Origin of the sequence: Stenotrophomonas sp. SORGH_AS_0282 (assembly GCF_030818125.1) — a bacterium.
GTDB classification, from domain to species: domain Bacteria; phylum Pseudomonadota; class Gammaproteobacteria; order Xanthomonadales; family Xanthomonadaceae; genus Stenotrophomonas; species Stenotrophomonas rhizophila_A.
Map to the genome: position 1 here is coordinate 1836385 of NZ_JAUTAB010000001.1, position 22446 is coordinate 1858830.

Here is a 22446-nt window from a genome sequence, read left to right on the forward strand (position 1 = left end):
GCGATCAGAACCGGTAGATCACACCCACCCGCACGCCGCTGTCGACGAAGCGCAGGTTGCCATCCAGGCGCGAGGCATCCACGTCCGCTTCGATGCGGCGCACCGTGTAGTCGAGCGAGAAACCCCAGTTGTCCCACGGGAAGTACTCCACGCCGCCACGGCCGAAGGTGACGTCGGCATCGACGTCATTGAGGCTGGCGCTGAAATAGCCCGCGTCGGCGCTCAGGCGCCAGTGCTCGCCAGGTGCCCAGCGCCAGCTGCCGCCGATCGTGGGCGCCGGCAGGTCTGCATTGACGTTGTTGCCCGCGCGGGCATTGACGGGGTCACCGTTGACATCGGCGGTGGCGCTCAGGTCCAGGTCCATCTGGTACCAGATCAGGCCCACGCGGGGACCCAGGGCCCAGCGCCCGTCGCCCCACGCCCACCAGGTGTAGTAGCCCTCGTAGGCATCCAGGTCGAACTTGGCGCGGATCCGGGTGTGGGTCGCGTAGTGCTGGCCGTTGAAGTCAATGTCGCGGTCGGTGTTGCGCTCGGCATCGGCGCTGTCGCGGTACCAGGACAGGCCGAACTCATGCTTTTCCCACGGGCGCCAGCTCAGCGCGATCACGCCGATGGCGTTGTTGTTGTCCAGGCCCAGGTCGCGGCGGAGGTCGATGCGGGTGCCTTGGCCGGTCTGGCCGTCGGCCCGCACTTTCGTATCGAAATCGGTGATGTAGCCGCCGGCGCGGACACTGAAAGTATCCAGCGGTTCAACCGCCCAGCACGGGGCGCTGGCGAGCAGCAGAAGGAACGAGGACAGCAGGTGCGGGCGTTTCATGGCAGGCTCCCGGGGGCGCGATGGGTCAGGGGGATCGATCGGTGCTGCGCAGGCCGACCAGGCGCGCGACCAGCAGCGCCAGGTAGAGCTGGCCGGCAATCGCTTCGAGCGTGGCCAGCCCCCGCGCGACCTGGCTGACCGGGGTGATGTCGCCGTAGCCGAGTGTGGCCAAGGTGACGAAACTGAAATACATCGCGGTGCCGATGCCCAGGCCATGCGCCGTGCCCTGGCCGCCCACCGCCATGGCGCTGGGTGAAATGGCCGACAGCGCGGCGAAGACCACGCCGCCACATACGCCCAGCAGCAGGTAGGCGCTCAACGCGGCGGCCAGGTGCTCGGTGCGCACGCGCTGGCTGGACAACGAAAAGCGCACCGCGTGCCAGGCCGCGATGGTGGCCAGCACGCCCCACAGCACTGCGCCGGCCATGGCCACCGCGCCACCGGCGTCGCTGGCCAACCAGCGCAGCAGCTGGGCGACCAGCACCAGCACCAGCAGCACGTGGCGCTGCAGGCGCTGCCCGATCGGAAACAGCGCCGCCAGCAGGCTTGCGCACAGCAGCAGTTCCATCAGCCGGTGGCCGAACGACACCGCCTCCAGCAACGGGCCCAGGGTGACTGTCACCAGCAGCGCACCGAACAGGAAGGCGTAGCGGTGGCGGTGGATCAGCAGGGCGGGCGAGGAGCGCATGCGCGGTCATGATCCCGTGTCCGGCACGAACCAGAACAGCGTGGCCAGGATCACGTACAGCCCGAGCAGCTGGACCCCGCGCAACCAGTCGGCACGGCCGTCGCTGGCGACCTGACCGGTGATGATCACCGCCACCAGTACGCTCAGCACCAGGCCGGGGCCGAACTCCAGGCTCATCGGCTGCGGACCGATCACGTAGCTGAGCAGCACCAGCAGCGGCGCGACCAGCAGCGCCAGCTGCACGCCCGAGCCCAGCGCGATGGACAGGCTCAGGCTCATCTGGTTGCGGCGGGCGGCCACCAGCGCGGTGGCCTGTTCGGCTGCGCCGCCGATCACGGCCAGTACGAACACGCCGGTGAATGCATCGGAGAAGCCCAGCTGCTGGCTGGCCGGTTCGACCACGCCGACCAGGATCTCGCTCATCCAGATGATGCCGATGCTGGTGCCGCCCAACAGCAGCAGGGCGCGGGCGTTGGACAGGCCGGCATCGTGGCCGTGGCCGGCGGCGGGGCCGCTGCCCTCGCTTGCCGCGCTGCGCAGGGTGAACACCACGGTGGCCAGGTACACCAACAGCAGCAATACCGACAGCACCAGGCTGATCGACTGCAGCGCGGCATCGGCCTCGGGCACCACCGCGCGGTAGGACGCCGGCAGGATCAGGGTGATCACCGCCAGGGTCAGCATGGTGGCCTGCATGCGGGCGTTGGCGGCGTCGTAGCGCTGCTGGCCGTGGCGCAACCCGCCCAGCACCATCGACAGGCCGAGCACGAACAGGATGTTGCCGATGATGGTGCCCGCGATGGACGCCTTGACCATGCCGTGCAGCCCGGCGCGCAGCGCCGCCATCGCAATGATGAATTCGGCGGCGTTGCCGAAGGTGGCATTGAGCAGGCCGCCGATGCTGGGCCCGAGCCGCGTGGCCAGCGCGCCGGTGGCGCGCGACATCAGCGCCGCCAGCGGCACGATCGCCAGCGCGGTGGCGCCGAACACCAGCAGGGCGTTGCCCGGCAGCAGGTAGTGCAGCGCGATCGCCAGCGGTACCAGCAGCAGCATCCAGTACATGCACTTACTCCGGGGAGGGGGAGGGCGGGCTGGCAGGCGCCGCGGCGTCTGCCGTGGCGTAGTCGCCGCCCAGGGCCAGGTACAGATCCACGCGCCGGCTCAGCCGTTCGCGGCGCACGCCCAGCAGCGCCGAACGTGCGGCCAGCGCCTGCATTTCCTGGGTGGCCACCGCGCGGTGGTCGGCCCGGCCGATCCGTTCGGAATCGCGCACCTGCCGCACCACCTGTTCGTTGTTGGCCAGCACCTGCCCGAGCAGCTGTTCGCGCTCGGCCAGCACGCGTTCGGCGGTCAGTGCGTCTTCCACCTCGCCCAGCGCCAGCAACGCACGCCGCGCGTAGTCGGCCACCGCCTGCTTCTGTTCGGCCGAACGCAGCTGCACCTGGCCACTGAGCGCACCGCCCGTATAGAGCGGCATGATGCCGGTGGCCGAAACGCTGGAGGTGGTCTGTTCCAGGTCGTCCCGGGTGCGCACGGCCGCGTTGCTGAGCCGTCCGTAGCCGGCCGACAGCGACAGCGTGGGCAGCATCGCCGCGCGCGCCTCGCCAACCCGGTCGAAGGCGGCCGCCACCCGGCGTTCGGCGGCATGCAGGTCCGGGCGCCGGTTGAGCACATCGATGGGCATGCCGGCCGGCACTTCGCCGGGCAGCGCGGTGAGCGCGGCCGGCGCGGCCAGCGTCGCGCCAGGGTAGCGCCCCAGCAGTATCTCCAGCGCGCGGCTGGCGCTGTGGGTGGCCAGGTCGGCCTGCTGGCGGGCATCCAGGTAGCTGGCGGCGCTGGCGCGCGCGGCCAGGGTTTCATTGGAACTGCCTGCACCCACCCGTTCGCGCTGTTCGGCCAGGCCGACCAGCTGCTCGCCGCTGCCGGCCATCTGTCCGGCGATGTCGTACTGCAGGCGTGCTTCGGTCACCGTGAACCATGCACGTGCGACGCTGGCCGCCAGCGATTGCTGGGCATACCGGTAGTCGGCGTTCTGCGCATCACTGGCGGCAATGGCGGCATTGCGTGCGTACCGCAGGCGCCCCCACAGATCGATCTCCCAGCTCAGGCGCAGCATCAACCCGCTCAGCAGCGGCACCAGGTCGGCGATCGGCTTGGAGCCGCCGCGGCCGATCAAGCCAATGGCGGGGCGCAGCTGGGCCTGGGCGATGTCGACCTGGGCATTGGCCTGTTCGACCCGCGCCGCGGCAATCAGCAGGTCCGGATTACGGGCCAGCGCTTCGTGCACCAGGGCGGTCAACTGCGGGTCGGCAAACGCGTCGAGCCAGCCGCGGTCGACCTGGGCCTGGCTGGCCTGCGCCGACCAGTTCGGTGGAATGGCCACCGTGCCCAGCGCGTCGGCCCGGATCTGCTCGCTGCCCGGCTCCGGCGCGGTGGCACATCCGGCCAGCGCCAGGGCCAGCGCCAGCAGCAGCGGGCGGGGCAGGGCACCACAGCGGCGGCGCGGTGCGGTCATGTCAGTGCAGCTTCAGGACCAGCCAATCCAGCTTGCTGCCCACGCGCAGGATCACCCGGCGCACGATGTGGATCAGCTTGCCGTGCTCGGTGTAGATCGCGCCCTGGCCTTGTGCTCCCATGGCGATGAACACATCGCGGTCGCGCCCGTCCGGGCGCAGCCGTACCGCGATGCGCCCCGGCGGCAGCGGACTGGTGCCGGTCTGCGGAATCATGCCGCTGATCGGCAGCTGGCCGGTGCCGGATGCCCACACCACTGAATCCACCCGGCACTTGATGATGCGGTTGGGATAGACCTTCAGCGCGATTTCCGCTTCGTTGCCCGGCGCCACGTTGCCCAGTTCGTTCTGCGAGAACATCGCCAGGATCCACTGCTCGCGCTCGACGAAGGTCATCACCGGGGTCAACGGCAGGCTGGCGGCGTAGGAGCCTTCGCGCAGCTGCAGGTTGATCACGCTGCCATCGGCCGGGGCGCGTACCACGGTCTGCTCCAGCTGCCAGCGTGCTTCCACGATCTGCGCCTGCAGCTGGACCATGCCGGCCTGGGCCTGCGCCACTTCGGACAGTTCGCCGTCGCGGGTCTGTGCGGACAGCTTCTGCTGCACCTGCGCCATCTGCGCGGTGGTGGATACCAGGTCCGAGCGCAGGCTGGCCGCTTCGGTCTGTGCCTGCTCATGGTCGAAGCGGCTGCCGGCACCGCTGCTGGCCAGCTCACCTGTCTGGCGTTGGCGGCGTTCGGCCAGCTGCAGGCGCACGGCCAACGCCTCGCGGGTGGCGCGCGCGCCGCGCAGCTGTTCGCCCAGTTCACGCTGGTAGGCATCGGCACTGTCCACTTTGGCCGACAGTTCAGGCAGCTTCGCTTCCAGCGCCGCCAGCTGCTGCTGGTAGGGCACCGGGTCGATGCGGAACAGCACCTCGCCCTTGCGCACCGGGCGGTTGGCTTCCACCGGCACCTCGATCACCCGCCCGGTGACGCGCGGCACCACCTGCACCACGTAGTTGATCGCACGCACGTCCGAGGAGGAGGGTGCCACTACGTTCAGGACCAGGATCAGCGCGGTCATCGCGAAGATCGGCAATGAGACCACGACCACCTGCGACACGAAGTTCCACGGCAGCCACTTGAACTTGAAGAAGATCAGCCAGACGAAGAACGAATAGATGAGCAGCAGGATGACTTCCATGGTTCAGCCCTCCGGCCGCGTAGACGGGCCCGGGCGCAGGCGCTCCATCTCCGCCAGGCGCCGTTCGAGTGCATCTACCCGCTGCTGCCACGCAGACGCGTCCACGGGGGTGGGCAGGTCCGGTTCGACCGGCTCCACCCGGGCATCGTGCAGGGGCGCCAGTGCGGCGTCGCCGTGTCCGTGGTCGATCTGGTCGGTGCCATAGGCCAGCTTGTGCAGCACCGGGCGGGTATAGGCCCACAGCCACGCCAGCGGCCACAACAGGCCACCGAACAGCAGTGACAGCAGGCACAGGGTCTTGATCGCATCCAGCTGCGGGTGGTGGCGCTTGTGCGCGATCTTCTCGGGCAGGATGTGCACCATCCAGAACACTGCAATCAGGACCACCGGCACCACCACCAGGGCCAGCCAGGCGATCACGTTGGCCGCCGTATCCAGCGCCTCGCCACTGAGGAAGGAGGCGTGCGCATCGGGGGCTGCGCCGAGCAGCAGGGCGGGCAGCAGCCACGTGGCGGCGGAAGCAACGACGGAACAGCGGGGACGGTTCATGGGGACTCCGGCCGACTGCGCGGGGGGGAGGGAGGGTTTCGCGCGCAGCGTTCGATCGCCGCCTGCGTGGCGTTGATCAGCGCATCGCCATCCACGGGTTTGCACAGGTACGCGTCGGCGCCCCCGGCCAGCGCCTGGTGGCGGCTGGCGGCACTGTCGTCGGCGCTCACCACCACCACCGGGATCGCCAGCTGCTGGGCGCGCAGCGCGGCCTGCACCTCGAATCCGCTGGGGCCGGGCATGCGCAGGTCCAGCACCACGCAGTCGGGCAGGCTGCTGGCCGCATGGCGCAGGAACTCCGACCCCGATTCGTAGGCCAGCACGTCGTACCCGGCCGAGCGAAGCAACCGGCGCAGTGCAAGCCGCACGTCGTCTTCGTCGTCGACCACCGCAACCACTGGCGCTCGCTTGGTCATTGGGGGTCAAGATCGCCTGTGCCGGACACGGCCAGCAATTGGCCCTTGGCCCCATGCCGGCGGAGCAACCGGTAGTTTTGCTGGCTTGGCTGCGTAGTTATGCGGATGACCATGAGCAGGCCGAGGGCTAGGCTGGAAGCCAATTCACTGCCCGGAGTGTCGTGTGATGAAAGCCTTTGCGATCGCGGTCCTCGCCACCTCGCTGGTGGCCTGTGCCACCACGCCAACCGTTCACACCGACTTCGATCCGGGGGCGAACTTCGCCTCCTTCCGGACCTACAGCTGGGCGATGAAGCCGCAGGGCGGCTCCCCGCTGATCACCCAGCGCATCGTGGACGGCATTGACTCGCGGCTGGCGGCCCGTGGCTGGCGGCAGACCCCCAGCGACGGCGACGTCGCGCTGGCCGCGCATATCGTGACCAGCCAGCGCCAGACCCTGGACACCTTCTACAGCGGCAGCAACATGGGCGGTTGGGGCTGGCGCGGCGGTGGCTGGGGCGGTGGCATGGGCATGGGCAGCGCGACCACCACGGTGCGCACCTATGACGTGGGCACGCTGGTGGTGGACATGTTCGACGCGCGCAGCAGGCAGGCGGTCTGGCGCGGCACGGCCAGCGCTACGGTGCCGAGCTCGCCGGAGCGGGCCAACGCGGCGGTGGAAGCGGGCCTGGACAAGCTGTTCGCCGGCTTCCCGCCGGGCAGTGCACCGGCCCGCTGAACCGCTGCCGGTAAACCACGTTTCACCGCGCGGCGCCGCACCGGGGTCCATCCCTCCCACCGGCCCGGCGCCGCGCACTTTCATCGAGGTGGCCCTTGGCGATTCCCACGCCTGCGCGCATGCCCCTGCTGCTGGCCTGCCTGCTGGCACCGGGTGCCGCCCTGGCCGCCGAGCCGGTGGCGACCCTGGACGGCACGCAGTGTGGTCACCGCGACAGCGGGGACCCGCGGCCGCGCATCGGCGTGGCGCTGGGCGGTGGCGGTGCACGCGGTATCGCCCATGTGCGCATCCTGCGCCAGCTCGAGGCGCTGCATATTCCGGTGGACTGCATTGCCGGCACCAGCGCCGGCGCGCTGGTCGGTGCGCTGTATGCCTCCGGCAAGACGCCGGCGCAGATCGAGCAGGTGGTGCTGGATACGCAGTGGATGGCGATGTTCAGTGACACCCTGCCGCGCCGCGAGCGTTCGCTGCAGCGCAAGGCCGACGACTACCAACAGCTGGCACCGATCGGGATCGGGCTGGGCGGGCAGGGCAAACGGGTGCAGATCTCCGGCGGCATGTCGCAGGGCGAGCGGCTGATCGCGTTGTTCGAGACTGCCACCGGCGGCAGCCGGGTCACCGGTGATTTCGACGACCTGTCCATCCCGTTCCGGGCGATCGCCACCGACCTCAACACCGGCGAAGCGGTGATCCTGGACCACGGCAGCCTGCCAATGGCGATGCGCGCCAGCATGTCGTTGCCCGGCATCTTCCGGCCCATCACCATCGATGGGCGCGTGCTGCTTGATGGCGGTGTGTCCAACCAGGTTCCCATCGACGTGGTGCGGGCGATGGGCGCCGACCGGGTCATCGCGGTGGATGTGGGCACGCCGCTGAGCGCGCTCGACCGCGACGCCAGCCTGGTGGACGTGATCGGGCAGCTCAGTGGCTTTTTGACGACGCGCAATGCCCAGCGCCAACTGGATACGCTGGGCCCGCAGGATCTGCTGATTGCACCCCAGCTTACCGGCAAGGTGGCCACCGGCGATTTCGACAAGGCGCCCGAAGCGCTGGCGATCGGTCAAGAGGCCGCTGACCAGGCGGCCCCGGCGCTGCGTGCCTTCTCGCAACCGGCGCCGGTGTACCAGCGCTGGTACGCCACCCGCGAAACGCGCGCCGCGCCGTCGGCTCCGGCGCCCATCGCCTACATCGAGGTCCGCAACCACACCGGCTATGCCGATGAGCTGCTGTTGTCCTACCTGCCGGTGGAACTCGGCAAGCCGCTGGACAGCAAGGCCATGCAGGAAGGCGTGCTGCGTGCGTACGGCATGGATACCCTGGCCAGCATCAGCTACGAGCAGGACCGCCGCGACGACGGCCAAGTCGGGGTGGTGATCACCGCGTATGAGAAGCCCAACGGCCCGATCTACCTGGAGGCCGGCTGGACCCTGAGCAACGACCTGGATGGCAACCACGAAAGCAACCTGCGCGCCGGCCTGCTGTTCGCGCCGCTGTCGCCGTATGGCGCGGAGGCGAGAGTGACCCTGCAGGTGGGCAGCGAACCGGCGATACGCGGGAGCTACTACCATCCCTTCGACGTGGGCAACCGCTACGCGTTCGAAGCGCTGGGCGGTTACGAAACACGCAGCTTCAACGTGTTTGATGCGGCGGGCAACAAGACCTCGCGCTACCGGGTCAGCCGCACCGGTGCGGGCGTGGACCTGGTGCGCAACGTGTCCAACGTGCTGTCGGTACGCGCCGGCATCGAGCGATACACCGGCAGTGCACGCATGGACATCGGCTCGCCCCGGGTGCCACGCACCGATTTCGACGACGGTGGGCTGACCGCCCGCGTCACCTACGACAACATCGACAGCCTGTACTTCCCGCGCGACGGCTTCCTGGTCAACCTGGGCACCTACCAGTCGCGGGAGGCCCTGGGTGCCGATACCCGCTTCGGCCAGATCGACCTGGATGCGGTGGGCGCGTTTCCGTTCGGACGCAGCGCGGTGCAGCTGGGCCTGCGCTACCACGTGACCTCCGCGGGCACCGCACCGGTACAGAGCCTCTATCGGTTGGGCGGGCGCTGGCGGCTGGCCGGGTTCCAGCACAACCAGCTGACCGGCCAGGACTATGCGCTGGGATTTGCCGGCTACACCTATGAACTGGGCAAGGTGCTGGGCCGGTCCGCGCAGGTCGGTGGCACGGTGGAGTATGGCAATGCCTGGCAGCGCCGTTCGGACATGTCGATCAGCGATGGCATCTGGAACGGCAGCCTGTTCCTGGGCTTCGATTCGTGGATCGGGCCGCTGATCTTCGGCCTGGGCATGCGCGAAGGCGGCGACCGGGTGGTGTTCATCGAGTTGGGTCAGTCGCTTTGATGGGGCGCGGTGTTACAGCACCTGGGAAAGAATGACCGCAAGGGCCCCGATCCAGCACACCAGGACGAACCATGCCAGCACGGCGTTGGCGCTGATGCCGCGCTTGCGCACCGCCAGGCTGACCACGAGCGCGGCCACCAGCGGCACGATGAACAGGCAGAGGAACCAGAACCAGGGATGGGCTTGCATGTCGGCACCTGCAGGAAGTGGCGCGGGGGGCTATTCCGGGAACACCAGCGTCACGATGAAGCGGGCGCTCCAGCGGTTTGCATACTGCGGCCGGTCCACGTTGTAGAAGCCGCCGGCGCCGACGCTGATCGGGGTTCTGCCCAGGTGCAGCACCTTGGACACAGTGGCACCCAGCGGCACCGTCCACGCATTGCCGCTGTCGGCCTTCCAGTTATAGCTGGTCTCCGAGGTCATGCTGACCGACCAGCCGGCGGGCAGGTTGCGGGTCACGAACGGCTGCACGCTGGTGCTGCTCACATCGTCGCGGTCGCTGTCGCCGGCAATCGACCAGACATGGTTGGCCAGCGCGCCGACCGTCCAGTTGCGCGTCTTGTGCACCAGGATGAACGCCGGGCCGAGCGAATACCTGCCACTGCCCAGGCTGTCGTGGGAGGCGGTGTCGAGCAATGCGGCGGCACCAAAGCCGAACTCCGTGCCACGCGCTTCAGACGCGGTCTTCGGAATGTAGTAACCCTGCACGAACAGGTCGCCGGTGCCGCTGCGGTCCTGGGGGTACTGGTTCCACTGGATCGGCAGGATCGGCCTCAGGATGAACTTGCCGTGCTCGCCGACAAAGGGAATCACCGGCTGGATCTTGAGCTGCTGGTTGTGGAAGTCGCCGCTTGGGCCGACCGAGCCGAGGTAGTTGTACTGGAACGGCACGGAGATGAGCGCCGCACCGGGATCGGCCAGCTTGCGCGCGATGTCATCGGTGGACGAGGCCGCGGGCGCGTTCTGCGCGCCCGCACCCGCGCACGCCAGCACGCCACCGATCACGGTGACGGCCATGGCGAGACGGCAGTTCATCGCGGCGCGTCCACGACGATGTACTGCACCGTGGTGCCCACGTAGCGCGGCTGGTACCAGCCGTTGCTGCACTGCTGGTAGCCGATGCCGTCCACGACCACGGTGCTGCAGTCGACCGGCAGCGAGTACACCACCGAGCCGATCGCCGCGGCGGTCAGCGCGACCCCGGCGGTCACGGCGGCGGCATCCCAGAACGGGTGGTCCCAGTACGGCGGGGGCGGCGGCGGAGGAGGTGGATAGGGGCCGGGCCCGGGGTGTGGACCGGGTCCAGGATGGGGCCCGGGACCCGGACCAGGTCCAGGGCCAGGCCCCGGCCCCGGCCCCGGCCCCGGATGCGGTCCTGGACCCGGGCCAGGGTGGGGACCCGGCCCCGGGTGTGGGCCCGGGCCGGGTCCCGGTCCCGGTCCCGGAGCTGGTCCCGGATGCGGGCCGGGCCCGGGATGCGGCGCGAAACCGCCGTGGCCGCCGCCGGCAAACCCGTCACCGAACCCGCCGTGGCTGGCGATCGACGGATGCGCGAAGCCGCGCAGCCCGGGGCGGCCCTGTGCGTCGGCGCTGGCCAGCAGGCCGGCAGTGGTGGTGCAGACCAGCGCGGCAAGCAGCGCGGTGCGCAGCGAAGTCGTGGCAGCCATGTCAGAGCCCTCCCTTGTCGTCGGCATCGCCGGCCTGTGCCACCGGGACGAACGCGATCCGTGTGGCGCCGTCGGGGCGGAACACCAGCTCGTTGGCGGACACGGCACGGCGGGTGTCCCACTTCAGCGTGGCCTGGTAGTCGGGCAGGGCGGGATCGGCGTGGCTGGTGATCAGCAGTTGCCGCGGCAGGTGGGTGGCATCGGAAATCCAGACCTGCCAGTCCACCCCGGGTTGGCGGAACGCGTAATGGCGGGTCGCTTCGCCGTCCACGCGTTCACTACCCACGAACAGCGCCGACTCGATCACGTCGGTCGGAAAGCCCGGCGTTCCCCACAGGAACAGGTCCGCCAGCGGGAACTCCACGCCCAGCCGCGTTGCCGAATCGCTGAGCAGCGCCTGGCTGCTGCGGTCCAGGTTCTCCACCGTGGCGTAGTACTTCTGGCGTGGCGAATGAATGGTCAGCGTGTGACCGTCGTAGAACAGCTGGCGATGCTGGTGATCGCTGCGGATTTCGACGAAGAAACGGTCCGGGCCGAGCACCTTGTAGTCCACCGTGCCGGCCAGCGCGAGCTTCTGCCCATCGTCGAGCACGTAGTCGGTACGCGTGGTGGCGGCCAGCGTGAAATGGGGCAGGGCGCGCAACGCCTTGCCCATGCGGGTCAGTGCGGCCACCGCCTCGGGGTCCACGGTGGCGGATGCGGCCGCGCGCGGCGCAGGTGGCGCGCCGCTGGCCGACTGCCAGGGCAGCGGCGCGGCGATCAGCAGCGCAAGCAGCGGGCACGCAAGGGAATGACGCATGGTGCTCTCCTGTAGGGCGGAACCAGCCACGTGGCCATGCCCTCACTCTGCGCACCCGTACCGGGGCGGACAAGCGGAGTTACACCGAGGCGGCCTAGGTATTTCTACGCAGCCGCGCCCCGCTCATGGAGCGCGCCGGGGATCGCCACCGCCGCTGGCCACCCATGCATCCACCGCCTGCTCCAGCACGGTCATCGGCAGCGCGCCGTTGCCCAGCACCAGGTCGTGGAAGGCGCGGATGTCGAACCGATCGCCGAGCTGCTTCTGCGCCTTGGCGCGCAGCGCCAGCAGGCGCAGCTGGCCCATCTTGTAGGACGAGGCCTGGCCGGGCTGCACCAGGTAGCGGTTGACTTCGATGCGCACGTCCGAGGCCTTCATGCCGGTCTTCTGTTGCATGTAGGCGATGGCCTGTTCGGGGGTCCAGCGCTTGCGGTGCAGGCCGGTGTCCACTACCAGGCGCACCGAGCGGAACATCTCGGCCTGCAGCCGGCCGATGTCGCCGGCCGGGTCGTCGCGGTAGACGCCGGCTTCTGCCATCAGCTGCTCGGCATACAGTGCCCAGCCTTCGGAAAACGCACTGGGATTGAGGCTGCGGCGCAGCAGTGGCAGGTCGGTCAGGGTCTGCCCGATCGAGATCTGGAAGTGGTGGCCCGGCGACCCCTCGTGGTAGGTCAGGGTGGGCGTGCTCCAGCGGGTGTTGGAGGCCATGTCCCCCAGGTTGATGAAGAAGGTGCCCGGGCGCGAGCCGTCCATCGCCGGCGGGTAGTAGTAGCCGCCGGGCGAGGTGGCCTGCATGTGCGCCGGCACCGGCTGCACCAGCAGCTTCTGCGGCGGCAGGTGGCCGAAGTAGGTGGGCAGCAGCGGGTCGAGGTCACGCAGGCGCTGTTCGATGTCGCCGATCAGTTCCCTGCGGCCGGCATCGCTGTCGGCGTAGCGGTAACGCGGATCGTCGCCCAGGGCCCGGATGCGCTCGGCCACGGTGCCATCGCGCAGGCCGATCTCGCGCAGGCGCGCGTCCATGCTCTTTTCCAGGCGCGCCACTTCGTCCAGGCCGATCTGGTGGATGGCATCGGCGCCCAGGTCGGTGCTGGTGTACCAGCGCAGGGCCGCGTCATAGAACGCATCGCCGTGCGGCAGCGCCCACATGCCCTTGTTGCCGGGGTGGGTGGCCTGCAGTGCCTGCACGCGGTCGAGCAGGCGCTGGTAGCCGGGGTTGACCGAATCGCGAACGGCCACGGTCGCCTGTTCGAGCAGCGCGGCGCGCTCGGCGACCGGGATCGCCGGCAGTTTGTCCAGCTTGCGCTGCAGCGAAGCCACCCACAGGCTGTCCTCCGGCGCCGGTTTGAGCAGCGTGCGGAACTGGCTGGCCGCGCCGGCCAGGGCCAGTTCCGGCGGCACCACGCCCTGCGCGGCCTGCATGTCCACGTTTGCGCGCACCTGGTCCAGCTTGCTGCCCATGGCGTCCAGGCGGGCGATGTAGTGGCGCGCAGTGGTCACATCGGTGACGGCGTGCTGGTTGTCGAAGAACTGCGGCAGGTTCACCGGCAGGCTGAACAACTGGTCCACCGCATAGGTGCTGCCCCCCACCGGCAGCCACGCCGCGGCCCACGGCACCGCCATCAGGTCGATCTGTGCCTGGTAGAACCAGCGCGCCAGACCGTCGCTGAGCTGTTGCTGCGGGTCCAGCGGTGCACCCTTCCAGGCCTTGATCGCGGCCAGGTTGTCGGCCAGGAAGCGCCGGTTGACCTCACGCTGGGCCAGCGACACGTCGGTGAGCCGGTCGGAGGTATCGGCCGCGCCGTCGCCGCTGATCCCAAGCAGGGTTTTCAGTTCGGGATCGGCATTGATCGCGGCCATGGTCTGCGCATCGAGCAGTGCATTGAAGCTCTGCGCGTGCGCCACGCCTGCAGTAGCGGGTGCCGCCTGTGCAGCGGCGGTGACCGGCAACAGCGCGGTGGCGATGGAGAGGCAGAGCAGGGCGGGGACGGCGAGCGTAAACGACGGCACGGGGCGGACTCCTGCAGCGGGCGGGTGCCCCGCAGCCTAAGCCAGTGCGGGCGCCGCGTCAGCTGCGCCGTTCGAAGCCATCGGCGCTCCAGTCCTCGCTGCCCACGCCGTGATGGATCACGAACAGGCCGTCCGGGTCATAGCGCCGCTTGGCCGCCAGCAGGCGCGGGTAATGCGGGCCCCAGAACGACTGCTGCCAGTCGCGCTGGTAGAAGTCGCACTCGGACACATAGGTCGGTGCACGCGGCAGCACCGCGCGCAGGGCGGCGTAGGAACGCCCGACCCGCGCTGCCCCTTCGCGGGCGTTGGCCTCATCCACCGTTCCGCCACTGCCCGCGTACACCGGGCCACCGGCATTCCCGATCAGCGCCAGCGCGAACGCATCCAGCACCGCCGGATGGGTCGCGGTGTCGCGGCTGGCGGCGAGGGCGTCGGCCGGGGCGCCAAACAGCCCCTTGTTGCAGTGCAGTTCGACCGGCATGTGCGCGGCCGCCGTGCAGATCGCCGCTGCCGCCGCATCGCGCTGCGCATCGCCAAGCAGCGCCGAGGGCATCCACGCCGACGCATAGCCATGCAGGTACCAGCCCACCTGGCCTTGGTCGCCCTTCCAGAGCATGTGCGTGGCCGGCGCGCCCGCGCGGGTATCGTCGGCGATCAGCGTCGGGGCATGCTTGCGGAAGAAGTCCGCGTCCCACATGTGCTGGGCGGGCAACGCCAACGCCTGCAGGGGATCGATCACGGTGTATTGCGGGTGCGCGGCCACCCACGCTTCAAACGGGGCCCACACCGCGGCGGCCTGTTCCTGGCTCAGCCCCTGGAACACCATCGACGCCCCGAAGGTGCGATGGCTGTCGAAGCGCAGCTGTTCGCCCCACTGCGGCGTGCACAAGGCATCGCGGCAGAAGCGCAGTACTTCGGCGGCCAGCGCCTGGAAGCTTTCGTCGCTGTCGGCACGTACCTTCATCGACACCCCGCCAAACGTGGCGGGCAGTACATGGGTGCGCAGGGTGATCCGGGTCACCACGCCAAAGCTGCCGGCGCAGCCGCCCTTCAGCGCCCAGAACAGCTCGGGATCCTGGGTCGCATTGACCACCCGCACGCGGCCGTCGGCAGTGACCACTTCGGCTTCCAGCAGGTTGGCCGCTGCGGTGCCGAAGCCCTTGGAGAAGCTGCCGAAGCCGCCGCCGGTGACCAGACCGGTCACGCCCACCGAGGTGCAGCCGCCGCCCTGGACGTAGCGGCCGCCGCGCGTGGTGACCGCATCGTAGGCATCGATCCACATCGCCCCGGCACCGAGGCTGACCGCCGGCTGCGCGGCCGTGCCGGCGGGTGCGCCCTGCGCCACGAAGGCATCGTGCAGTTCCACCGCGTTCATGGCGCGGGTCCATACCAGCAGCGAATCCGGCGCGCAGGAGGTGCCGTGGTAGCTGTGCCCACCGCCCTTGACCACCAGCCGCAGCCGGTGCCGGCGCGCGAAGTCGACTGCCGCGGCGACATCGGCGCTGTTGGCGGCGGCTACCACCCGCGCGCTGGGCCGCGACAGCCAGGCCCCGTGGTAGCCACTGGTCTGGGTCAACCCAGGCTGGTCGCCGATGAAGAACGGGTTCTGGATCTGCGCCAGTGCCTCGGCGCGGGTGCCTGCATCGCCGAGGAAGGGCGACACCGGGATCGACAGCCGTCCACCGACGGCGTTGGAGAGCTGGTCCCATTCGCTGGCAGAGGGCCACCCGGCGGCACCGGGACGGGCACGAGAGAGAGCGTTGCGTGACCCGGTTGAATTGCCGGCGGCCGCTTTTTGAACCAGCGGGAGCAAGGGCAGGGCAAGACCGGCTTTCAGGCAGTCACGACGTTTCATGGCAGTCACAGGCAGAGGGCGATGAACCCAGCATGTGCCCGTCAACCCTTGCTGTCATTGGCCTGGGGCCGAATGACGGTCACCCGGGACGAATGGCGGCCGCGGGGTGACGTGGGTATTGGCCGCTTCGCGTTCACGCGGCCCGGATCGACCAGCACGCGGCGGTGAACACCACCCGATCACCCCGCACGAACGGTGCGAACGCGTCGACCACGGTCGACAGCACCCCCTGCCGGAGGTCAGGATCCAGCCCTTCGGCGCGCAGTGCCTGTCCGACCGGTCCCAGCAACGACACGTAGGTCGGCAGGGCGTCGCGGGCGATGCTGCATTCCACGTCGAGCGGGGCGATGTCGATGTGATCCCAACCACTGTCATCCAGGATCTTCCGCACGACGCCTGCATCGGCGAACGCAAACTGTCCCGGCCCACCTTCGGCCCGCGCCGGCAGGGTCAGCAGCGACGCTGCCGCGCGCTCGGCGGTGGTCATGAACGGATTATCGGCCGGACTGCGCCAGGCAATGGCATGCAGGCGGCCACCAGGCCGAAGCGCCCGCCGCAGGTTGCCGAACGCGCGCACCGGATCATCGAAGAACATCACCCCGAACCGCGACACGATGCGGTCCAGGCTGGCGGGGGCAAAGGGATGCTGCTGGGCATCGCCCACGGTGAAATCGATGGCCTTGCCCGCCGCCAGCGCCCGCTCGCGCGCCACGGCGATCATCGGCGCGGAAATATCCACCCCGCTGCAGCGGCCCTGCGGACCCTGCCGATCGGCAATGGCCAGGCAGAGCGCCCCGGTGCCGCAGCCGACGTCCAGCACGCGCGCATCGGGCTCGGCGGCAATGGGATCGGCAAGAACCGGCTCGAAGCCGGCGAACATGCCGTCGAGCAGCGACTGCGCCTGTACCCAGGCATCGCCGGCCGGGCCGTTCCAGAGGTCGTGCTGGCTGGGTGGTGATGCTGCGTTGGTCATGTCGGCGCTTCTGGGGGGATTCAATGTACTGTGCCACCTCAACCGTGATTGAGGTCAAGAGCAGCCAGGCATGGCCTGGCTCTACGAGTCCAACGCGTACAGTCGGAATGGAGGCGACCTGATGTATCCGGGTCTACGGTCGTTACGTAACAATTCGTAGCGCCGGGCCATGCCCGGCGACCGCGCAACGCGCGGCTCGATTGTCCGGAGCCGGGTACGATTCGCCGTCATGATGGGCCCAGGGTTTAACGGTGATCGAAAACGTCCGTCAGATGTCCATGACCCCGGATCACCCCATCAAAGTCTCGGCCAACAGCTTAACGTTGAGCACCACGATCACCGCGGCAATCACCCAGGCCAGCGTCAACAGCCAGCGCGGGGCCACAAGTTTGCCCATCCGTGCCTTGTCACCGACGAACATCACCAGCGGAATCACCGCGAATGGCAGTTGCATCGACAACACCACCTGGCTCAGCACCAGCAGCCGCGCCGTTCCCTGTTCGCCATAGATCGCGGTGACGATCACCACCGGTACGATGGCGATGCCACGGGTCAGCAGGCGGCGCGCCCAGGGCGCGATGCGCAGGCGCAGGAACCCCTCCATCACGATCTGCCCGGCCAGGGTGGCGGTCACCGTGGAGTTGATGCCCGAGGCGAGCAGCGCGACCGCGAACAAGGTCGATGCCAGCCCGACTCCCAGCATCGGCGCCAGCAGCTCATGGGCCTGTTCGATCTCCTGCACATCGGTGCGCCCGCTGGCATGGAACACCGCCGCGGCCAGGATCAGGATCGAGGCGTTGATGAACAATGCCAGCATCAACGCGATGGTGCTGTCGGTCACCGCCCAGCGCAGCGCGCTGCGCCGGCCGTTGTCGGTGCGCGGGTAGGCGCGGGTCTGCACGATGGACGAATGCAGGTACAGGTTGTGCGGCATCACCGTGGCCCCGATGATGCCGATGGCCAGGTACAGCGCATGCGGGTTGGTGACCACCTCCGCGCGCGGGATGAAACCGCCCAGCACCGCCTGCAGCGGCGGCGCGGCCAACGCGATCTGCACCGCGAAGCACGCGAAGATCACCAGCAGCAGCGCGATCACGAACGCTTCCAGCGCGCGGAAGCCACGGTGCATCAGCCACAGCACCAGCACCACGTCCACGGCGGTGATGATCGCCCCCATCATCAGCGGCAACCCGAACAGCAGCTTGAGCGCGATGGCGGTGCCGATCACCTCGGCCAGGTCGCAGGCGATGATCGCGATCTCGCACAGCACCCACAGGCACAGGTTCACCGGTCTGGAGAAATGGTCGCGGCAGGCCTGCGCCAGATCGCGCCCGGTGGCGATGCCCAGGCGTGCCGACAACCCCTGCAGCACGATGGCCATCAGGTTGGAGAGCAGGATCACCGACAGCAGCAGGTAGCCGAACTGCGCGCCACCGGCGATATCGGTGGCCCAGTTGCCCGGGTCCATGTACCCCACCGACACCATGTAGCCGGGGCCCAGGAAGGCCAGCAGCCGGAACCACCAGTGGCCGCCCCTGGGTACGGCGACGCTGGCGTGCATCTCGCCCAGGCTGGGGCGATCGCCGGTAGCCTGCGGCCATGCGCTGGTGGTCGGAGAGGTGGGGTCCGCGCTCATGCGGCCGAATATAGCAGAGGCTATGTTATCAAGGTGAGGGCATCGGCCACGAACGCATGCCATGGGTATGCGGCAGGCTGGCCTTCATGGCATCGATGAAGGCGCGCAGCCGCGAGGGCATCTGGCGCGCGGCCGGGTACACCAGATGCACCGGCAATGGCGGCGCCTCCCAGCCGGGCACCAGCTGCACCAGCCGGCCGTCGCGCAGGTCATCGCCCACCAGCCACGCCGACACCACCGCCGCGCCCAGTCCGGACACCGCCGCGCGGCGCGCCACGAACAGGTTGTCGGTGAGCAGGCGCGGCTGGATGTCCACCCGCAGCGCCGGACCGTCATCGGCCGGCAGCAGGGTGAAACGGTCGCGGTAGAAGGTGGTCAGGGCGATCCACGGCAGGCCGGGCAGCAGGGTGGGGTCGCGTGGGTCGGCCGCTTCCAGCAGCGAGGGCGCGGCGATGACGATGCGCGGCACTTCGGCCAGCGCAACCGCCACCAGTTGCGGTTCCTCCACGCGTCCCACCCGGATGGCGCAGTCGATCCCGTCGGCAATGAAGTCCACCGGCTGGTCTTCCAGCATCCACTCCAGCGTGACCTGGGGATGGCGTGCCATGAACTGCAGCATCGGTTCCAGCAGCTGGGCCTGGCCGAAGGCATGTGGCACCACCACGCGCAGGCGCCCGCGTGGCACGTCCACGTCACCACGCAGGTCGGCCTGGATCGCGTCCCAGTCGTCCACCAGGGCCCGGGCGTGCGCATAGCAGCGCTCGCCGTCTTCGGTCAGCGTCATCTGGTGGGTGGAACGCTTGATCAGGTGCAGGCCGAACAGCCGTTCCAGGGTCTGCAGGCGGCGGCTGACGGTGGGCTGGGTGGTGCCCAGCTGCACGGCGGCGGCGGACAGGCTGCCGCTTTCGACGATGCGGACAAAGGTGGCCAGCAGGTCGATACGGTCCGCACCCGGTGCCGCAGAAAGAGTGCTCATACAACCTTCGTATGATGGATATGTACCGAAGCCTACTACACGCCTTCTCGTTCAAGGAGGATGCTGGCGCCACTTTCTTCAGGCGTGGAGTGGCTCATGTCCAGCGTGCATATTCCGGCGGTCGCCGTCCCCCGGCCTGCGGTGCCGTCGCGGCTGATCGTCGCGATGGCGGCCGGGGCCGGGTTTTCGGTGGCCTCGATCTACTACAGCCAGCCCATGCTGGGCGTCATCGCCAGCGGGCTGGGCAGCGATGCGCAGTCCACGGGCATGGTCCCGACCCTGACCCAGCTGGGCTACGCGTTGGGCATCCTGCTGCTGGCGCCGCTGGGCGACCGCGTCGACCGCCGGCAGCTGATCCTGCTCAAGTCGCTGGTGCTGGCCGCCGCGCTGGCCGGCGCCGCGCTGTCGGGCAGCCTGCCGACGCTGCTGCTGGCCAGCCTGCTGATCGGGTTGATGGCTACCGTGGCCCAGGACGTGGTGCCCTCGGCGGCGATGCTGGCGCCGGAAGCCGAACGCGGCGCGGTGGTGGGCAAGGTGATGACCGGCCTGCTGCTGGGCATCCTGCTGTCGCGCGTGGCCAGCGGGCTGGTCGCCGAGGCACTGGGCTGGCGGGCGATGTTCGGTATTGCCGCCGGCTCGGTGGTGGTGATGGCGCTGGTACTGGCGCGCGAGCTGCCGCACCTGGCACCGACCACGTCGTTGCGGTATCCGGCGTTGCTGCGTTCGCTGGCCCACCTGTGGCGTGGACAGCCGCAGCTGCGCCGTGCGGTGTTCGCGCAGGGGCTGCTGGCGGTGGGCTTCAGTGCGTTCTGGTCGACGTTGGCGGTCATGCTGCACGACCGCTACCAGCTGGGCAGTGCGGTGGCCGGTGCCTTCGGCATTGCCGGTGCAGCGGGTGCGCTGGCGGCGCCGCTGGCCGGGCGCTGGGCCGACCGGCTGGGCAGCCACGCGGTGGCGCGCATCGCCATCGGGATCGCGCTGCTGGGCTTTGCGATGCTGCTGCTGGATGCGTGGTTGCCGCGGGTGGCGATCGTGCCGTTGCTGGCCATCAGTGCGGTGGTGTTCGACTTTGGCTTCCAGGCCGCGTTGGTCTCGCACCAGACGCTGGTCTATGGGCTGGCGCCGGAAGCGCGCAGCCGGCTCAATGCGCTGCTGTTCACCGGGGTATTCCTGGGCATGGCGGCCGGTGGTGCGCTGGGCGCGGTGGTGCTGGCGCACTTCGGGTGGCCGGGCGTGGCGACGCTGGCAACCGTGTCGGCAGGCGCCGCCCTGCTGGTCCGCATGCGCTGAGGCCGCAGTTGCCGGCCCTAGCGGTCGTGGGTGGCGTCGTCCAGGCTGATGATGCCGCGCTTGAGGGCCAGGGTGACCGCGTGGGTGCGGTCGCGGGCCCCGAGCTTTTCCATGATGTTCTTCATGTGCGCCTTCACCGTCTGTTCGGAGATGCGCATCTGTTCGCCGATGCCCTTGTTCGAGCGACCGCTGGCGACGTGGCCCAGCACTTCGGTTTCGCGGGGGGACAGGCTGTCCTCCACCACGTGCGCGGCGATGCTGGCGGCCAGGGTGGCCGGAATGCCGGCGCGGCGGCCGCTGTGCACGGTGCGGATGGTGTCCACCAGTTCGTGGCGCAGCATGTCCTTGAGCAGGTAGCCGCTGGCCCCGGCCTGCAGCGCACGCACCGCCCGCACATCGCCGCGGTAGGTGGTGAGCACGATGATGCGCGCGCGCGGGTCATGGTGGCGGATGCGGGTGATCGCTTCCACGCCGTCCACGCCGGGCAGCTGCAGGTCCATCAGCACCACGTCCGGGTGCAGGGCCAGGTACTGGGCCACGGCCTCCTCGCCATCGGCGGCTTCCCCGAGCAGGCGCATGTCCGGCTGCATGTCCAGCAGGGCAGCCAGGCCATCGCGCAGCAGGGGATGGTCGTCGACCACCAGGATGCCGATCGACGGAGAGGAAGGGGTCATGCGGGATCTCCAGGGTGCGCCGCCAGCGCCAGGGAAGGATTGTCGCAGGCGCGGGGCCGGCCACGCCCCCTCTTTCGGGTGAGCGCCTCCCCCAAAAGAGTAGCTGCGTTCACCACCCAAGGGGGGTAGGGCAACCGGGCCGCGGCCGCCACCATGGCCTTACCCGCCCACCAAGGATTTCCCATGACCACCGCCACCGCCGTTCCCGGCGCCTCGCTGCTATCGCCCGCCGACCACGCCCTGGTGCTGATCGACTTCCAGTCGCAGATGGCGTTCGCCACGCGCACCATCGATGTCGCCGCGCTGCGCAACAATGTCGCGCTGATCGCCAAGGGTGCCGCCGGCTTCAAGGTGCCGGTGGTGCTGACCACCGTGGCCGAAAAGTCATTCTCCGGCCCGATGTTCCCGGAGATCGCGCCTGTCTTCCCCGGCCAGAAGGTGTTCGACCGCACCTCGATGAACTGCTGGGAAGACCAGGCGGTGATCGATGAGATCAACCGCATCGGCACGCAGCGCGTGGTCATCGCCGGCCTGTGGACCAGCGTCTGCATCGTCGGGCCGGCGCTGTCGGCGATCGACCAGGGCTTCGAGGTGTATGTGATCACCGACGCCTGCGGCGATGTCAGCGACGAAGCGCACGAGCGTGCGGTCACCCGCATGGTCCAGGCCGGCGCGGTGCCGCTTACCTCGGTGCAGTACCTGCTTGAGCTGCAGCGCGACTGGGGCCGCAGCGCCACCTACGACCTCACCACCGGCATCGCCCGCGAACACGCCGGTGGCTATGGCTTGGGCATCCAGTACGCCAAGAGCATGTTCGGCGCACAGGAAGGCGGCCACTGAGCATGGGCGGCGCCACCGGCCTGGATGTGGGGCTGCTGGTGCTGCGGCTGGCGGCAGGCGGATTCCTGCTGCCGCACGCGCTGGGCAAGCTGTTCGGCTGGTTCGGGGGTCCCGGGCTGGCCGGTTTTGCCGAGGAACTGCGCGGGTACCACCTGCCGGCGCCGGCACCGGTGCCACTGCTGCTGGCCGTGGTGCAGGTGCTTTCCGGCCTGGCCGTGCTGATCGGCTGGCAGGCCCGCCCCGCCGCCACGGTGGGCGCGCTGTTCCTGGGCATGACCGCCGTGCTGGCCCTGCCCAAGGGCTGGTTCTGGATGCGGGGCGGGATCGAGTATCCGTTGTTCTGGACACTGGCCCTGTCGGCCATTGCCTTGGCTGGCCCCGGCGCCCTTGCGCTGCATTCGACGTGAGCGGAGTGTCCCCATGTCCCCTGATCCGCCCCTTCCTGCACGCCGCGACCTACTGCTCGGCGCCGGCGCCGCGATG

The 22446-nt window shown here is 69.4% G+C and carries 22 protein-coding genes; 5 read left to right on the forward strand and 17 right to left on the reverse strand.

The window, feature by feature from the left end:
- Positions 1 to 4: 4 nt before the first annotated feature.
- Genes QE395_RS08170 through QE395_RS08200 form a run of 7 tightly spaced genes read right to left on the reverse strand, consistent with a single transcriptional unit; the run spans position 5 to position 6168 of the window.
- Complete coding sequence (locus QE395_RS08170; protein ID WP_095363899.1) at positions 5 to 817, reverse strand: outer membrane beta-barrel protein; 813 nt, start codon at positions 815 to 817, stop codon at positions 5 to 7.
- A 25-nt stretch (positions 818 to 842) separates the two neighbouring features.
- Positions 843 to 1505, reverse strand: a complete 663-nt coding sequence (locus QE395_RS08175; RefSeq protein WP_093535812.1) for a potassium channel family protein — start codon at positions 1503 to 1505, stop codon at positions 843 to 845.
- A 6-nt stretch (positions 1506 to 1511) separates the two neighbouring features.
- Complete coding sequence (gene cax, locus QE395_RS08180) at positions 1512 to 2567, reverse strand: calcium/proton exchanger (protein ID WP_306988424.1); 1056 nt, start codon at positions 2565 to 2567, stop codon at positions 1512 to 1514.
- Between the two features lie 4 nt (positions 2568 to 2571).
- Positions 2572 to 4020: an efflux transporter outer membrane subunit gene (locus tag QE395_RS08185; RefSeq protein ID WP_095363900.1), complete on the reverse strand. Its 1449-nt coding sequence runs from the start codon at positions 4018 to 4020 to the stop codon at positions 2572 to 2574.
- 1 nt (position 4021) lies between these two features.
- Complete coding sequence (locus tag QE395_RS08190; RefSeq protein WP_095363901.1) at positions 4022 to 5203, reverse strand: HlyD family secretion protein; 1182 nt, start codon at positions 5201 to 5203, stop codon at positions 4022 to 4024.
- A 3-nt stretch (positions 5204 to 5206) separates the two neighbouring features.
- Complete coding sequence (locus QE395_RS08195) at positions 5207 to 5752, reverse strand: DUF3302 domain-containing protein (RefSeq protein ID WP_093535804.1); 546 nt, start codon at positions 5750 to 5752, stop codon at positions 5207 to 5209.
- On the reverse strand, positions 5749 to 6168 hold the full coding sequence (locus tag QE395_RS08200; RefSeq protein WP_068852455.1) for a response regulator: 420 nt from the start codon (positions 6166 to 6168) through the stop codon (positions 5749 to 5751). Before QE395_RS08200 ends, QE395_RS08195 begins: the two co-directional genes overlap by 4 nt.
- A 166-nt stretch (positions 6169 to 6334) precedes the next feature.
- On the opposite strand from QE395_RS08200, the gene QE395_RS08205 reads away from it, so the two are divergent.
- Entirely contained in the window at positions 6335 to 6886 is a 552-nt protein-coding gene (locus QE395_RS08205) for a DUF4136 domain-containing protein (RefSeq protein ID WP_306988428.1), read from the forward strand.
- Positions 6887 to 7005: 119 nt separating this feature from the next.
- Positions 7006 to 9246: a patatin-like phospholipase family protein gene (locus tag QE395_RS08210; protein WP_306988430.1), complete on the forward strand. Its 2241-nt coding sequence runs from the start codon at positions 7006 to 7008 to the stop codon at positions 9244 to 9246.
- 12 nt (positions 9247 to 9258) lie between these two features.
- Here QE395_RS08210 and QE395_RS08215 read toward each other — a convergent pair whose 3' ends face one another.
- The 9 genes from QE395_RS08215 to QE395_RS08255 all read right to left on the reverse strand — a co-directional run bounded on the left by QE395_RS08215 (position 9259) and on the right by QE395_RS08255 (position 19159).
- Positions 9259 to 9435, reverse strand: coding sequence for a hypothetical protein (locus QE395_RS08215; RefSeq protein WP_176472661.1), 177 nt, complete (start codon positions 9433 to 9435; stop codon positions 9259 to 9261).
- Between the two features lie 30 nt (positions 9436 to 9465).
- The gene (locus QE395_RS08220; protein ID WP_143584531.1) at positions 9466 to 10281 is read right to left on the reverse strand and encodes a transporter; all 816 of its coding nucleotides are present in this window, start codon (positions 10279 to 10281) and stop codon (positions 9466 to 9468) included.
- A complete protein-coding gene (locus QE395_RS08225) occupies positions 10278 to 10457 on the reverse strand; it encodes a hypothetical protein (protein WP_093535796.1) in 180 nt (59 codons plus the stop codon). The genes QE395_RS08220 and QE395_RS08225 overlap by 4 nt, the downstream gene beginning before the upstream one ends.
- Before the next feature lie 457 nt (positions 10458 to 10914).
- Positions 10915 to 11712: a DUF2092 domain-containing protein gene (locus QE395_RS08230; RefSeq protein WP_306988434.1), complete on the reverse strand. Its 798-nt coding sequence runs from the start codon at positions 11710 to 11712 to the stop codon at positions 10915 to 10917.
- Positions 11713 to 11835: 123 nt separating this feature from the next.
- Positions 11836 to 13719, reverse strand: a complete 1884-nt coding sequence (locus QE395_RS08235) for a DUF885 domain-containing protein (RefSeq protein ID WP_306988436.1) — start codon at positions 13717 to 13719, stop codon at positions 11836 to 11838.
- A gap of 58 nt (positions 13720 to 13777) precedes the next feature.
- Complete coding sequence (locus QE395_RS08240) at positions 13778 to 15574, reverse strand: FAD-binding protein (protein ID WP_306988438.1); 1797 nt, start codon at positions 15572 to 15574, stop codon at positions 13778 to 13780.
- Between the two features lie 133 nt (positions 15575 to 15707).
- Positions 15708 to 16547: a class I SAM-dependent methyltransferase gene (locus QE395_RS08245; RefSeq protein ID WP_306988441.1), complete on the reverse strand. Its 840-nt coding sequence runs from the start codon at positions 16545 to 16547 to the stop codon at positions 15708 to 15710.
- 289 nt (positions 16548 to 16836) lie between these two features.
- Complete coding sequence (locus QE395_RS08250; protein ID WP_306988443.1) at positions 16837 to 18183, reverse strand: Nramp family divalent metal transporter; 1347 nt, start codon at positions 18181 to 18183, stop codon at positions 16837 to 16839.
- A gap of 28 nt (positions 18184 to 18211) precedes the next feature.
- Entirely contained in the window at positions 18212 to 19159 is a 948-nt protein-coding gene (locus QE395_RS08255) for a LysR family transcriptional regulator (RefSeq protein ID WP_306988445.1), read from the reverse strand.
- Positions 19160 to 19255: 96 nt separating this feature from the next.
- Here QE395_RS08255 and QE395_RS08260 point away from each other — a divergent pair, with 96 nt between their 5' ends.
- The gene (locus QE395_RS08260; protein WP_254622148.1) at positions 19256 to 20449 is read left to right on the forward strand and encodes an MFS transporter; all 1194 of its coding nucleotides are present in this window, start codon (positions 19256 to 19258) and stop codon (positions 20447 to 20449) included.
- A 17-nt stretch (positions 20450 to 20466) separates the two neighbouring features.
- Here QE395_RS08260 and QE395_RS08265 read toward each other — a convergent pair whose 3' ends face one another.
- Entirely contained in the window at positions 20467 to 21123 is a 657-nt protein-coding gene (locus QE395_RS08265; protein ID WP_068852421.1) for a response regulator transcription factor, read from the reverse strand.
- A gap of 183 nt (positions 21124 to 21306) precedes the next feature.
- Here QE395_RS08265 and QE395_RS08270 point away from each other — a divergent pair, with 183 nt between their 5' ends.
- Both QE395_RS08270 and QE395_RS08275 read left to right on the forward strand, forming a co-directional pair.
- A complete protein-coding gene (locus QE395_RS08270; protein WP_095363911.1) occupies positions 21307 to 21963 on the forward strand; it encodes a hydrolase in 657 nt (218 codons plus the stop codon).
- Positions 21964 to 21965: 2 nt separating this feature from the next.
- A complete protein-coding gene (locus QE395_RS08275; RefSeq protein ID WP_095363912.1) occupies positions 21966 to 22370 on the forward strand; it encodes a DoxX family protein in 405 nt (134 codons plus the stop codon).
- The last annotated feature ends 76 nt before the right edge of the window (positions 22371 to 22446 follow it).

Excerpts from the sequence above, each read along its gene's own strand:
- QE395_RS08170 (WP_095363899.1), bottom strand. The coding sequence starts at position 817 with ATGAAACGCCCGCACCTGCTGTCCTCGTTCCTTCTGCTGCTCGCCAGC.
- QE395_RS08175 (WP_093535812.1), bottom strand. The coding sequence starts at position 1,505 with ATGCGCTCCTCGCCCGCCCTGCTGATCCACCGCCACCGCTACGCCTTC.
- cax (WP_306988424.1), bottom strand. The coding sequence starts at position 2,567 with ATGTACTGGATGCTGCTGCTGGTACCGCTGGCGATCGCGCTGCACTAC.
- QE395_RS08185 (WP_095363900.1), bottom strand. The coding sequence starts at position 4,020 with ATGACCGCACCGCGCCGCCGCTGTGGTGCCCTGCCCCGCCCGCTGCTG.
- QE395_RS08190 (WP_095363901.1), bottom strand. The coding sequence starts at position 5,203 with ATGGAAGTCATCCTGCTGCTCATCTATTCGTTCTTCGTCTGGCTGATC.
- QE395_RS08195 (WP_093535804.1), bottom strand. The coding sequence starts at position 5,752 with ATGAACCGTCCCCGCTGTTCCGTCGTTGCTTCCGCCGCCACGTGGCTG.
- QE395_RS08200 (WP_068852455.1), bottom strand. The coding sequence starts at position 6,168 with ATGACCAAGCGAGCGCCAGTGGTTGCGGTGGTCGACGACGAAGACGAC.
- QE395_RS08205 (WP_306988428.1), top strand. The coding sequence starts at position 6,335 with ATGAAAGCCTTTGCGATCGCGGTCCTCGCCACCTCGCTGGTGGCCTGT.
- QE395_RS08210 (WP_306988430.1), top strand. The coding sequence starts at position 7,006 with ATGCCCCTGCTGCTGGCCTGCCTGCTGGCACCGGGTGCCGCCCTGGCC.
- QE395_RS08215 (WP_176472661.1), bottom strand. The coding sequence starts at position 9,435 with ATGCAAGCCCATCCCTGGTTCTGGTTCCTCTGCCTGTTCATCGTGCCG.
- QE395_RS08220 (WP_143584531.1), bottom strand. The coding sequence starts at position 10,281 with ATGAACTGCCGTCTCGCCATGGCCGTCACCGTGATCGGTGGCGTGCTG.
- QE395_RS08230 (WP_306988434.1), bottom strand. The coding sequence starts at position 11,712 with ATGCGTCATTCCCTTGCGTGCCCGCTGCTTGCGCTGCTGATCGCCGCG.
- QE395_RS08240 (WP_306988438.1), bottom strand. The coding sequence starts at position 15,574 with ATGAAACGTCGTGACTGCCTGAAAGCCGGTCTTGCCCTGCCCTTGCTC.
- QE395_RS08245 (WP_306988441.1), bottom strand. The coding sequence starts at position 16,547 with ATGACCAACGCAGCATCACCACCCAGCCAGCACGACCTCTGGAACGGC.
- QE395_RS08250 (WP_306988443.1), bottom strand. The coding sequence starts at position 18,183 with ATGAGCGCGGACCCCACCTCTCCGACCACCAGCGCATGGCCGCAGGCT.
- QE395_RS08255 (WP_306988445.1), bottom strand. The coding sequence starts at position 19,159 with ATGAGCACTCTTTCTGCGGCACCGGGTGCGGACCGTATCGACCTGCTG.
- QE395_RS08260 (WP_254622148.1), top strand. The coding sequence starts at position 19,256 with ATGTCCAGCGTGCATATTCCGGCGGTCGCCGTCCCCCGGCCTGCGGTG.
- QE395_RS08265 (WP_068852421.1), bottom strand. The coding sequence starts at position 21,123 with ATGACCCCTTCCTCTCCGTCGATCGGCATCCTGGTGGTCGACGACCAT.
- QE395_RS08270 (WP_095363911.1), top strand. The coding sequence starts at position 21,307 with ATGACCACCGCCACCGCCGTTCCCGGCGCCTCGCTGCTATCGCCCGCC.
- QE395_RS08275 (WP_095363912.1), top strand. The coding sequence starts at position 21,966 with ATGGGCGGCGCCACCGGCCTGGATGTGGGGCTGCTGGTGCTGCGGCTG.